The following is a 13,101-nucleotide window of genomic DNA, read 5'->3' on the forward strand; positions in this document are numbered from 1 at the left end:
CCAAGCAAAACAGCTCGCGAGCTTGGGTGGGGTGCTAGCCAAATCTGTCAGTCACCAATGCCGCACATTATTTCTTACGTTCTTGCTTCACCAGTTCTGTCAGTGCTTCTTGGCGGCGCTGGGTAATCATCAACATTCCGGCGATAAAAATTATTGCAGGTAACATTAAAAAAATAGAGCTATACCAGGGAAGCGCGACCTTACTAGCAATGCTGGCCCACACGCAAATAATCGGTATTGCGATCATAAAAAACAAGCCGATCACCTGCGTTAAGATGGACATTGGCCACTCAATTTCGGCTAGGGCCTTAGCTCGCCGTATGGCGTTGATCTTTTCGGTAACGTCAATTGAATGTGCTAATTCCATCTGATAATTTCCTCAGTGAGTCCAACTGTGATTTGCGACGCGGGTTTGCGCCATTGTTGACGAATGGTTGCACGAATATATTGCGAAGGTAGCACCAGATTTGGCTGACTGGCGATAGTCATGATCATCCGCTGAGCCGGTCACAAATCGTAGGGCTGGTGCAGTATTAGCCCAACCGCATTTAATTAGTTGCTTATTTACATCAGCGAAAGATTCTAACGAGTATTTAATCCATTGGATATGCCCTAAATAGGGCATTTTGAGCTTTTATAAACAGGAAATTGGGTGGGTTTGATGTTCTTAACCAAGCAACGCTTCTCTCAGCGACTCGATCTGCTCCGTTGCGTCGTCAAGGATTGAGCTCAAGGTCTCATCACCTACATTGAAGTCAACTTTCGTATCGGCATCATGAATTGCTACCTCGGATGCTGGTTGCAAGGGGGATAAAGTGGTGGCTAAGTCGTTCGCCAGAATGAGAACGTCACCTAAGGTCACAGGCGGTTGCGCGCCAACGCCGTTCCAAACCTGCTCAATTGCCTCGCAAATTGTTTCCGGTATATCGAGCGCTTTTAGCACTCCTCTGCCAATAATTTTTTCACCATATTCCACCCATCCCTCGAGCTCGCCATCAAGCAAGCCGGGGAACTCTTCCGCTCGCGATAACAAATAAAACCCGCCCACTTCATGCACAATGCCAGCGAATAACGCTGCATCCGGGTCAACTCGCGTCATGCGCCGGGCTATGACTTGCGCTAAAGCAGCAACACATGCGGTGTGTTCCCAGAGTTCGGCCGATTTTTGCTTGATGATTGGATTAGTTAGCCCATTATTCATCTGGCGAACGATGAGCGAGGCGGCAAGAGATCGCAACGTACCGAAGCCCAGGCGCATCACCGCCGTAGTGACATTATTGATTTTTGTGCCGGAGCGGTTGTATGCCGCAGAATTGGCGATGGACACTGTACGGGCAGAGAAGAGCGGATCAGCGAGCACAAGTTTGGTTGCGCCGGCTAAATGGGCGTCCGGGTCATCCAGCATTTGCTTCACTTTTAACGTGGCATTGATGTTGGTCGAGAGCGTTATTTCTCCCCGGCTGGCTTGTGCTGCAATACTGCGAAAGGCTTCAAGTCTGTCCATAACAATTCTCCGGTAAAAGAAAGTCAGGCTATGTTTGGAAAACGAACATAAAATGCGCGCTCACATCCAAGCAAACCAAGTAGTCGTCCTATAAATCCAAATAGATTATTAACTGTTGCGGAATAGCATTTAGATGAAGTTATCGTTTTATTTAACCGTTGTATATGCCCTATTTAGAGCATTTTAGTAATTTTTTGAATAAAGTTTGGTAAAAGTTGTAAGTGACAAGCCATCATTCAATACATTTCTATTTAATCTGCCAGACAAACTTTTATTCAGCGCCATTAAGCAATAACGCGCGGAAAATGCATAAAAAAACAACTACCTTTACCCGCTTCACTGCTGACCGAAATGGAGCCGCCAAATTGCTTGTAAAGAATATTGTGGACAATATTTAACCCTAAGCCGGTGCCGCCAGTAGCGCGTTGGGTTGTGAAAAATAAATCGAATATTTTCCCGATATTTGCTTGAGGGATACCAACGCCATTATCTGCAAACGTCAAATTGACGGTTTCCCCGACTTGGTTGGCCGTAATATTAATCACTCCTTGACCGCGCTCAGTAAATGCGTGTGTGATGGCGTTCATGGTCAGATTGGTCAAGACTTGCGCCATTGCGCCCGGAAAGCCATCGATAGCAATTGGAGTAGGGCAATTAACGTTAACCTGTACCTGGTTCAGGCGTAATGTGGGGCGCAGGCTGGACATGACTTCATCAATGTAAGCACTGAGTTCATATTCACGTCGCTGCTCGCTGGTTTGATCGCTGGCAACCTGCTTAAAACTGTTAATCAGATGTGAAGCACGTTCTGCATTCTTCATAATTAAACGGGCGCATTCGCCTGCGGTCGTGGTGTAGGCGACGATCTCCGATTTTTTCATTGCACCATCTGCCATGGCTTTATTCAAATGATCGGTCGCTTCCTTGAGCACCGAGGCTGACGTTAGGGTAATGCCGACCGGTGTATTGATTTCATGCGCGACTCCGGCGACCATGCCGCCAAGGCTTGCCAACTTTTCTGTCTGCAACATGGTTTCCTGCGCCGCTTTGAGTGCCACATAAGCCAGATCAGCTTTAACCGCTTCAGCGCGCGTCGCTTCTTCTGCTTGGCGCAGATGTTCGATTACGTGTTTAAATTTGCGTTGCGTTTGATTAAAACATTGAATAACTTCACCAATTTCGTTTTTTTGCGTTTCCGGTAGTTCCTCCACATCTTCACCGCCATGCTCTGCTAATTCCATTAATGCGTCGCGTAATTGACCGAGCGGGGTAAAGACCAGACGCAAGCTGAACCGCAGCGTAAATATTAACAACGCATCAATCACCAGAATTTCAAAAATACTATGCAAGGCGTTAGATCGCAACAATTCATCAATGCGATGGCGCGTAAAATAAATCACCACGCTACCTATTTTATTTTGTGGAAGAGCCGGTTCCGCGCTGTGATCGGCTAGTTGATGATAAAGATCCGCTTCAATGGGAATGCCTTCTACCTTATCGAGATCAACCACGCTGACAATTCGGCCCTTTTTGTCGCGTGAAGCACTTGCAAATAGATTGGATTTTAAATCGAAGACCTGAATTGCACTCACTTCCGGCGACAGCATTTCTGACTCGACCAAATTCGTAGTGAGCTCTGTATTGAAATCCCACATAGGCAAGGGGAGGCTGATGGTCAAGCGAGTGAGTGTATTCTGCTTTTGTTGGGTAAAGTTTGCGTTTAATTCGCGCGATAACTTGTAATACCCATATCCACCAAAAATGATGAGCGTGATCGAAATGGCTACCAAAAAAATGTTTGTAAGATGAGCCCGGACTGAATGCATGTCGATTGCTTCAATTAGAAAATCGGTAGTTTGTTAGCGATTCGGCGTTGCTTGCCATCAATGTTACTTTTTTACGTTTTAGACACGTTCAGAATTAGGTATAGCGGAAATTAGCTGTTTTTACTAATCTGTATTGAAATCAGACTCGGTTAATTTGGCGCTTATTTATCAATTCCCATCACTTTTTAGTCACTTTTGACTTGAAATTGTATTCATATGCTATTGAAGTTTAGTCGAGCGCACTCCGACTGCAATACGATATTTTTGCGGACTTAAACGATGCCTCTACGAAATATATCGTATTGTGATATATTCGCTTTCTTTTCAGCATTCCCAGCATATGAAAAACTCATCCAAAGACTTATCCAAGCAAGATTTTGAGGCGTTATCTACCTTCCGTTATCAACTTAGAAAATTTCTGCGGTTTAGTGAAGAAGCCGCCCAAAGTGAGGGCGTCACACCGCAGCAGTATTTATTGTTGTTGCATGTAAAGGGTATCGCCGGGCGCGATTGGGCCAATATTGGCGAACTCGCCGAGCGACTGCAATCACAACATCACAGTGTCGTCGCATTGGTAACTCGCTGCGAAAAACTTGAGTTGATAGAGCGGCGCACCAGCGAAGTAGATCGGCGTCAGGTCAACATTCACTTGCTTCCGGCCGGTGAGCGATGCTTAGCCAAACTGGCCGAATTGCATCGCAACGAACTCGCCACCTTATCGGGTATTTTTAGAATTCCCACCATCAATAGTTAAAAGTTACACCATGTCTTCTTATTTGAATCAACACAAACGCGATTTTTCAAACGACAAACGTCTGCTAAAAATCTCATGCATCGCCATTGCGATTGGTGCTTGTGGCACACTAGCGGCCTGGTTATTGCTCAACTTAATCCGCTTGTTCACGAATTTATTCTTTTATCAGGCGTTTTCATTTGTAACGCGTTCACCGGCCAATCATCATCTGGGTGCCTGGGTTATTTGCCTCCCGGTACTGGGTGGTTTAATTGTTGGGCTGATCGCACGGTTTGGTTCTGAAAAAATTCGCGGACATGGCATTCCAGAAGCAATCGAAGCAATCTTATTTGGCAAAAGTAAAATGTCGGCCAAAGTCGCCATCCTGAAGCCCATATCGTCCGGCATTGTGATTGGTAGTGGCGGCCCATTTGGCGCAGAAGGCCCGATTATTATGACGGGCGGCGCAATTGGCTCCTTAATTGCACAACACTTTCATCTGACTGCAGCTGAACGCAAGACCTTACTCGTAGCTGGTGCGACCGCAGGCATGACAGCGGTATTTGGCACGCCCATTGCAGCGGTACTGTTGGCTGTGGAATTGCTCCTGTTTGAATTACGCCCACGTAGCCTGTTGCCCGTAATTGTGGCTTGTTCCGTGGCTGGATTTACTCGCCCTTTATTATTGGATTCCGGCCCTTTGTTCCCATTGCAAACTCCCGCAGTTGGTCTGCTCGCCTTGTTCTCCTGCGTTATTGCCGGTCTTTTGGGCGGTGCATTATCGGCATTAATGTCGACGATGTTGTACCGGGTTGAAGATGCTTTTCATAAGCTGCCGGTGCATTGGATGTGGTGGCCTGCGTTGGGTGGCTTGGTAGTTGGTATTGGTGGTTATTTTGAGCCGCGTGCGTTAGGCGTCGGTTACGACGTTATTGGTGATTTACTGAATAACCATTTGCTGCTACAGGTTGCGCTGGGTTTATTGCTAGCTAAATCTGTCATGTGGGTTATCGCGCTGGGCTCTGGTACTTCTGGTGGTGTGTTAGCGCCGTTATTAATTATTGGCGCAGGATTAGGGACGGTACTTGCGCCGTGGCTGCCGGGTGGTGATGTGCATTTATGGCCGCTGGTCTGCATGGCCGCGGTATTAGCGGGGGTGTTAGGTGCACCGCTTACTGCTGCCGTATTTGCATTCGGGCTAACGCAAGACGTGAATGCTTTATTACCGCTGTTACTCACAACCGGCGTGGCGTATGGCTTTACGGTACTGACTATGAAGCGTTCCATCATGACCGAAAAAATCTCACGCCGGGGCTATCATATTTATCGTGAATATGGCGTTGATCCAATGGAGCGGCAGCATGTTGATGAAGTGATGAGTCATGTTGTCACAACGATTTCTGCACAACTTTCCATCGCGGCCGCATTAGATCAGTTTTTTGGGGCCCAACAAAGCCATCGCAGCTATCCGGTAGTTGATGATGATCAGCGGTTAATTGGCATGATCGAGCGCAGCAGTCTTAAACAACTTGCGGATGAAAGCAGCTCGTTAATCCACCTATTCGACGCACAGCAACAAACTAACGTCCATTTCGCATTACCCACAGAAACGTGTCGAGTTGCTGCCGCACGAATGGCTACGCTGCAACTTGAACGCTTACCGGTAGTGAACAACCTTAAAGACCGGCGTGTAATTGGCATTATTAGTCGCAGCGACTTAATCAAGCCATCGCAGCTATTTTTTGATGAAGAACAAAAACGGGAGCGACTGATTGCTTAGTTTTGCTTAAAAAATGCGTTTTATAAAAAATAAAGCATGAGGAGGTTGTGTGAATAAAACAATACATTGGTTACACGGTTTTATACCGAAACCGACTGCTATCAATAATTTGGAGCGATTACGCGCCTGTAGCGGCGCATTGTTTGGAATTTTATTGACGGGTTTAGTTGCTCGCTGGTTATATGGTGCTACAGCCCCGTTGCCATTGCTTGTTGCTCCGATGGGGGCTTCCGCTGTACTGTTGTTTGCGTTGCCATCTAGCCCGCTGGCACAACCTTGGGCATTGATCGGCGGCAACTTGGTTTCGGCAGCACTAGGCGTCACTTGCGCGCAATGGATTAATGACCCAATGTTGGCCGCATCGCTGGCAGTTGCAGCATCAATCGGTGCCATGATGGTGTTGCGATGCGTGCATCCGCCAAGCGGCGCCGTAGCACTTACCGCGGTATTGGGCGGGCCATTAATTCATGCAGAAGGTTATCGATTTGTATTGGCACCTATCGGAATTAATTCTTTATTGTTGCTGGCAGTTGCCTTGATATTTAATAATTTAACTAAGCATGTCTACCCACATCGCGTCATAGAGCACGGCAATACGCATCGCACGGCAGATCGGCAGTCTAATGAAAGACTAGGGTTTACTTCCACCGATTTAGATTACGTACTGACTCAATACAATCAGATTCTTGACGTTAGTCGCGATGACTTGGAGTCCTTGCTAATACAAACTGAGATGCACGCTTATCGACGTCGGTTCGGTGAAATAACCTGCGCCGATATTATGTCGCGTGACGTAATTAGCGTTGAATTTAGTACCGATTTGCAACATGCCTGGGAATTACTGCATCGGCACAATATCAAGGCATTACCGGTGATCGACCCTGCGCGGCGTGTAATTGGAATCGTAACGTTGGTAGATTTCATGCAGCATGCTGGCCTGGATAGATATCAAAATTTCGCTACCAAGATGCGTCAATTTTTGCGTCACGTTGGTCGCGCTCACTCGGAGCAACCCGAGGTCATTGGACAAATAATGACGCCGGTTGTGCATACTGCTTTCGACAGCATGCATATTACCGAGCTAGTTGATCTGTTTTCGCATAAGGGTCTCAGGCATATTCCTATTATTAATGCTGAACATCACTTAGTTGGAATGGTGACGAACTCTGATTTGGTTGCCGGTCTTTATCGCGGGCGATTAGGTGATATGGATCAATGATTGATTACAAATCGTAATTAATGTTGGCTTGCTTTGATGAATTCAGTGTTCTATCCTCATCATGCTAACGCACCAGAACTGCTTGGATTTGCACTTTTATGACACAGTTCTGAGTGACGAAGGCTTGCTGTTGAGTAATCTTGAGAAGTGAATTAAAGCAACCAACACAACTATTGAGGATTTGACCCATGAAATTACTGTTCAATTTGTCTAAGCACAATTTACTTTTCGTGCTTTGTTTTGTAATTACGTTGTTAATGTCAATTAATCAGGCGCGTGCGACAGATGTAGTGAAAGATGGCGCCATCAACACCGAAGTTTCGCGTCCCGCGGAAGATAAGGCGCGCGATACTGATCGTAAGCCTGCAGAGATGCTTGAATTTGCGCAGGTAAAACCCGGGCAGCTAGTTATTGACTATATTCCAGGCAAAGGTTATTTCACCCGTATCTTTAGCGCAGCAGTGGGGACGCAAGGGGCGGTATATGCAGTTATGCCTCAATTTTTGATCGACAAGTTTAAGGGACGTTCTTTACCGCCGTCAGTTTCTGTTGAGCCTGGACACACCAATGTGCATGATGCGATTTCCAATGGCGTGCAAATGAATGTGCCGGTAAAGGTTGATTTGGTTTGGACTTCGCAGAATTATCATGATGTTCATATTGCGGGCGGCGCAGACGCCACTGCTCAGCTAAATAAAGCAGTTTTCGATGCACTGAAACCGGGTGGGCTATATGTTGTGCTTGATCATGCCGGTGCCGCCGGGCTGGATGACGCTTCTATTGCTAAGTTGCATCGTATTGATAGAGCACTTGTGGTGAAGGAAGTGACTGCGGCCGGTTTTATTTTAGACGGTGAATCAATGGCATTACGTAACCCTGCCGATTCGCACAGTGTGGCGGTTTTTGATCCATCTATTCGTGGCAAAACCGATCAATTCATTCTTCGTTTCCGCAAACCGCTAGATATGGCATCACATACAACCGCGCCAATGACGGGCAGTTGAGCATTGCTGATTTATTGGTAGATTCTTGCAGCTGACGAATGATCACGATGGTTATGTGATCATTCGTTTTATGAAGCCAATGCCTAATGTCCATTGCCAATTGTTACCATTCAATCTTATGTAGAGCTTCCGTCTCTCTATGCCGTGCATCATCAGTTGAATGTAAATAATGACTGGTGGTGCTCAGTGATTCATGCCCTAAATTGTCGCGCACATGGCGTAAATCCACATCCTTATTTGCCATATGAGAACCTGCTGTATGCCGCAACCAATGCGCTGACGCAGCCATTACCCGATCTGCCAACGCGTTACAGTCATCGCCACGCAGTCTGATTCGATCCGACGTATCTTTGAACACCTGTTTTACGATGGCATGCACGGCACCACGCGTCATTTGGCGGCGCTGCTCACCAATCGGTAACAAAAGAGGGTGAATTTCACCGGCTAAGGGCAGGGGCGTTAAACCCTTTTCACGGCGATAACGGGCCAATTCCATCATCAACTCACTCGTAGCTGGGACTAAGCGTAACTTTTCCCCTTTACCCAAAATTTCTAGCCACCAATTCTCTTCACCTTCTTTGGTGCGCCGGCAAAAGAAACAGCCCATATTATTTTCAACCACTTCTGAAATACGCAGGCCGCATAGATACAGCACAGAAAATAACCAACGCAATCGATAATAATGTTCACGCTCCCGGCTTGTTTCCTTGGGTAGCAATTCAATGGTTTGCTTCACATCCAGCCACAACCCCTCATCCAGATAGCGCGTTATCCGCGGCTTGGCCTTGCGTGCACGCTGCCGCGACAATGAAAGCGGATTGCCAGCCAAATAACCTGCATTGACCAGCCAGGAAAATAACGTATTTAGAATAACAATCGCTTGTCGCTGGCTGGTGGGGGAGAGCGGTCCGGCAAAAGGACGCCACTCCGGATTGGCGCGAGCAAATTTACGGCTATCGCGCATGATCCATCTTGATGCGGGCTGTGGATCTTCTAAAAAATGCTGATAAAGCAGTAAATCTTCGTGAGTTAGCGATGAGAGCGATTTTTGCTGCTGAATTGTTGACCAAAGTAATAGGCGTTCAGCTTCCTTGCGGTAATTATCAAACGTGGTTTTGGTATCTGTGAACCGCGCTAACCAGGCTTTAATTGCTTCAATGTCATTATTGGCCGCGATTTGTGAGCGATTGCCGACGGCACGATTACTTCCGTACGTTCCATCCAAATCAGTCGATAAAAAGACATTATCCAAAGTAACTGGCGACATAGCGGCGATCAATAAGGATTTTTCTTGCGACATAGATTCTCGAATGCACAATTTAACAGGATCATCATTTTAATCGACATTAAAAGAATAATGTCATATTTTAATTTTAGTTAATTAGATATTTAACGTAATACGTAGTATTATTAACTGATATTTTTAACTGAAAGTTAGCATGGAAACATCAATTGCCAATGAAAAACAGCTTCTTGCCGATATTGAACTGCTGCGCGAGCAGTTTCAACAAACGCAGGAGTTGTATCGGGAAGTTTGTGCTTTGCTGTTTTTCCGCTATGGCATAACACCGACGGCAAATAAGCTTTATCAATTGGTGCGTAAAGGCAGCATGTCTGCGCCAGCCGAAGCCTTGGGCAAATTTTGGGAAGATATGCGCGAAAAGAGCAGGGTCAGAATTGAACATCCCGATCTGCCAGATGCGCTAAAAACCGCGGCCGGTGAATTAACCGCTACTTTGTGGGTATCAGCGCAAACGCTTGCCAATGACTCACTTGCAACGTACCGCAGCGAAGCCCAAGCGCAAGTCACCGAAGCCAAAGCTACAGCCGAAACCGCAGAAACTGAAAGCCGCATAACGCGTGAGGCGTTAGAAAAAGCCGAAGGTGAACTCAACGCGGCGCATAACCGCATCAGCGTGCTTAATCAAGACTTGGCGGCAGCTATGGCGACAAATGCCAGTTTAGAGCTGCAATTGCATCAATCCAGAACCGATAATCTCGCTCAGCAACAACTGTTAGTCGATGCCCGCAGGGATTTCACGGCTGAATTGGAGAAATTGCGCGCAGCCGCACAATTGGCCGATGAAAGAGTTAGGGCATCAGAAATACGCGCCTTACTTGAAATTGACCGGGAGCGCAGCACGAGTTCCAAATTGCAAAAGGATTTGGATACCACCCGCACCACAGCGGCTCAGCTCAACGAGCGTATGCAGTCCGAAATTACTAACTTGCAGGCTCAGCTTGGCGACATTCGACAAAACACGGGGATAGTGGAGGGCAAGCTGCAGTCGGCACTTGCTGGTCGTGACGTAATAGCTAATGATTTAAAAATCGCACAGGTGCAACTAGCCGATATCGGCACGCAGCTATCGGATGCGCGAAACGATTCTGAAAACTGGCGCCGTAACGCTGAGGATCTGCAGCGAGCAATTACGGAGTTAAAGAACGAGACGCCAAAATTAACACGGGCATTTCGTAGGGTAAAAGCGGAATAATTTTTTCAGTGCTATGCATTAAAATTCATTAGTTCAAATCTGAACGTCCATCGAGCGACTGACTGTGCCGATTGTACCCAGATGCCGATAGCAGCTATGTAAAAAAACTTATAGCTCCGTGCGTTATCGAACTGACAAACGCGATCAATCGGCGTAAAAATATCGGGCTGATAGCAATTGACAAAGTTCAATCAGTGTTCCCAATACGCCCAATCTCAACCATATCTGAAAGTAAATTATGAGGAATATTTTCGGACTGATGCTGACAATAGCTGTTCTTCAATTTTCCGTTCCTGTATTTTCTGCAAGCACGAACCCGAAAGCCAGATATATCGCAACGACTGAAAAAGCCGAATCAGACTACAAACTGGCGCGTGCGCGATGCGACCGCATGGCCGACATCGCTAAAAATCTCTGTGTCGCGCAGGCGAAAGCAGCACAAACTCAAACTGAATCGAATGCTACCGCAGTGTACAAAGACACACCCGAGGCGCGTTTTATTGCACGCATCGATATTGCCGATGTCAATTTTGAAGTCAAAAAAGCTATGTGCGAAAGCCGGCACGGCAATCCAAGAGAAGAATGCGTCAAAGACGCCGAGGCGACGATGGTCGCAGAAAAACAAAATGCCGCTGCAGTAAAAAAAATTGGAGAGGCAACATCTTCTCCAAATGACGACAGACTGGCTACCAACTACATTGCGGCGATCAAAAAATGTGATGCTCTGAATGGCGTTCAAAAAGATGATTGCGCCAAATCGACAAAAAAACAATTTGGGAAATGAACGAACTAACCCGGTGCCGTACAACGACTGCTATTTAGCATCGATATTCCTAACAAAGGTAAGTTTGCTAAAGTGTTCTGTCCGCAAACAGGATTACTTATCAACGACGGTTAGTGCCGTCAGGAGTCAGTCATCCAATATTCTGGCAGACTCCTGACCTTCGCATTGCGGCCATTAGCTCAACCGACATTACGCGTTTTTTAAGTGGATCGTAAATTCAAGTTTTAAGTGCAATTTGCATAGCAGTTTCAGTGGCAGTTTTGTGCTGGGTGACGACAGAGATTCAAACAATTGAATTTTAGAACAACAATAGAATTTCATTAATAACCCTATGTTTTCTTCTTAAGAATCACGTGCATGGCATTCGGTGAGCTCACGTGTTCGGAGCACTGGTACCCAAGTGAAGGCATGTCAATGTTGGAGAACAAGCTCTCCCCGCTACCGAGCAGGATTGGCGCGATAGCAATATGCATCTCGTCGACCAACCCGGCGCGTAGGTATTGTTGAACCGTGGCTACGCCACCGCCAACCCGAACATCCATTCCCATCGCCGCTTCTTTTGCACGTTCCAGCGCGATGAGAATGCCGTCTGTGACGAAGTGAAAAACAGTACCACCTTCCATTGTGATAGATTCGCGCGGATGCTGAGTCAGCACAAAAACTGGTGTGTGGTATGGGGGGTTGTCGCCCCACCAACCTTTCCAACTCATGTCTGGCCAAGGTCCACGAACCGGCCCGAACATGTTGCGACCTAAAATCCATGCGCCGATGTTACTGAATCCTCGAGCGCAATAATCATCATCGATGCCAGTTGTGCCATCCCCATTTCCGTGCATTTTCTGGAATGTCCTGGTAGGGAAAGCCCATTCGTGCAGACCCATTCCACCAACACCGAGCGGATTTTCAAGGCTTTGGTTCGGTCCGGCACAGAATCCATCAACAGACATTGAGAAGCACTCTACACGCAGCTTTGACATGGTTAACTCCTTTAATATTTTATGACGGAAGTGTTGTCGCCTAACTGCTTAGGTACGCATCTAATAAGGCTGCAACTTGAAACCGTCTGCTTAACATATGTTTTTTATTGCTATTAATTACAAACTGGCTGTTTTTGAGCCCATTCACGAATGTCTCGTATGTGCTGCCGACAACTGTCATATTAAAACTTTACTAGACTTCTTTGCTACCTAAAAGGCTGGTGAAGTTCCTGGATCAACATCAGGCCAATCCTCACTGGCTTGACGATCTTCGTAGTCAAAATAGATTTCAGTTCCAAAAGGTTTGAATTCCATTTCAGTCCCACGTCCCGAATAGCGCCCATCTTTCAGCCCAACACGTTGCAACAAAAAACGTTAGTGCGTTAAAAATTTGAATTATTCAGTATTCAAATTATTTTATTCATGATTTAAAAAACGTTGGGCTGATAAAACTCCAGCCCAACCTGCCGTATTGATTCTGTTGTGCCCATAGTTGACGGTCGAGGTTCTACACTGCTGACATTCGAAAATCAATTTACGGTAAATAAAAATATAAAGTAGGGTGCCAATATGCGTAGCGCATTGCGCCGATCTTGCCCACCTAACATGCGGCGCAATAGATGAAGCCCATTGCGCCCTACGAAATACACCTTAATGAAATGGACTCCACCCTCCTGAAAACGGCATCATAATGTGCCTAGCGAGCCAGGTGGGCTGGCAAGCGACAATCAAGAGAAGGAGTCCGAAATGGATACTACCGTAAAAATGATTGGTTTGGA

Annotated in this window: 11 protein-coding genes; 6 read left to right on the forward strand and 5 right to left on the reverse strand. The window is 46.5% G+C overall.

Annotated elements, in window-relative coordinates; genetic code table 11:
• Positions 1-67: 67 nt before the first annotated feature.
• From S2091_RS11245 to S2091_RS11255, 3 genes are all read right to left on the reverse strand, one after another.
• Positions 68-367 carry a hypothetical protein gene (locus S2091_RS11245; RefSeq protein WP_105531907.1) on the reverse strand — a complete coding sequence of 100 codons (300 nt, stop codon included), beginning with the start codon at positions 365-367 and terminating at the stop codon, positions 68-70.
• A 300-nt stretch (positions 368-667) separates the two neighbouring features.
• Positions 668-1,504, reverse strand: a complete 837-nt coding sequence (locus S2091_RS11250) for an HDOD domain-containing protein (RefSeq protein ID WP_105531908.1) — start codon at positions 1,502-1,504, stop codon at positions 668-670.
• Between the two features lie 284 nt (positions 1,505-1,788).
• Complete coding sequence (locus tag S2091_RS11255) at positions 1,789-3,183, reverse strand: sensor histidine kinase (protein WP_165794975.1); 1,395 nt, start codon at positions 3,181-3,183, stop codon at positions 1,789-1,791.
• A 487-nt stretch (positions 3,184-3,670) separates the two neighbouring features.
• Between S2091_RS11255 and S2091_RS11260 the strand changes: the two genes are divergently transcribed.
• The 4 genes from S2091_RS11260 to S2091_RS11275 all read left to right on the forward strand — a co-directional run bounded on the left by S2091_RS11260 (position 3,671) and on the right by S2091_RS11275 (position 8,066).
• Positions 3,671-4,084: a MarR family winged helix-turn-helix transcriptional regulator gene (locus tag S2091_RS11260; RefSeq protein WP_105531910.1), complete on the forward strand. Its 414-nt coding sequence runs from the start codon at positions 3,671-3,673 to the stop codon at positions 4,082-4,084.
• A 10-nt stretch (positions 4,085-4,094) separates the two neighbouring features.
• Positions 4,095-5,843, forward strand: a complete 1,749-nt coding sequence (locus S2091_RS11265) for a chloride channel protein (protein ID WP_105531911.1) — start codon at positions 4,095-4,097, stop codon at positions 5,841-5,843.
• Positions 5,844-5,892: 49 nt separating this feature from the next.
• Complete coding sequence (locus S2091_RS11270) at positions 5,893-7,062, forward strand: HPP family protein (RefSeq protein WP_105531912.1); 1,170 nt, start codon at positions 5,893-5,895, stop codon at positions 7,060-7,062.
• A gap of 188 nt (positions 7,063-7,250) precedes the next feature.
• Complete coding sequence (locus S2091_RS11275) at positions 7,251-8,066, forward strand: class I SAM-dependent methyltransferase (protein WP_105531913.1); 816 nt, start codon at positions 7,251-7,253, stop codon at positions 8,064-8,066.
• 103 nt (positions 8,067-8,169) lie between these two features.
• On the opposite strand, the gene S2091_RS11280 is transcribed toward S2091_RS11275, so the two are convergent.
• Positions 8,170-9,366: a tyrosine-type recombinase/integrase gene (locus tag S2091_RS11280; RefSeq protein ID WP_105531914.1), complete on the reverse strand. Its 1,197-nt coding sequence runs from the start codon at positions 9,364-9,366 to the stop codon at positions 8,170-8,172.
• Positions 9,367-9,505: 139 nt separating this feature from the next.
• Here S2091_RS11280 and S2091_RS11285 point away from each other — a divergent pair, with 139 nt between their 5' ends.
• On the forward strand, positions 9,506-10,561 hold the full coding sequence (locus S2091_RS11285; RefSeq protein ID WP_105531915.1) for a DNA-binding protein: 1,056 nt from the start codon (positions 9,506-9,508) through the stop codon (positions 10,559-10,561).
• Positions 10,562-10,820: 259 nt separating this feature from the next.
• A complete protein-coding gene (locus S2091_RS11290; RefSeq protein ID WP_105531916.1) occupies positions 10,821-11,345 on the forward strand; it encodes a hypothetical protein in 525 nt (174 codons plus the stop codon).
• Between the two features lie 329 nt (positions 11,346-11,674).
• Here the strand turns inward: S2091_RS11290 and S2091_RS11295 are convergent, their stop codons facing one another.
• Positions 11,675-12,322 (reverse strand): dihydrofolate reductase family protein, encoded by a 648-nt coding sequence (locus S2091_RS11295; protein ID WP_105531917.1) that lies wholly within the window; start codon positions 12,320-12,322, stop codon positions 11,675-11,677.
• Positions 12,323-13,101: the final 779 nt, after the last annotated feature.

This window comes from Solimicrobium silvestre, from assembly GCF_002976435.1.
Classification (GTDB): Bacteria; Pseudomonadota; Gammaproteobacteria; order Burkholderiales; family Burkholderiaceae_D; genus Solimicrobium; species Solimicrobium silvestre.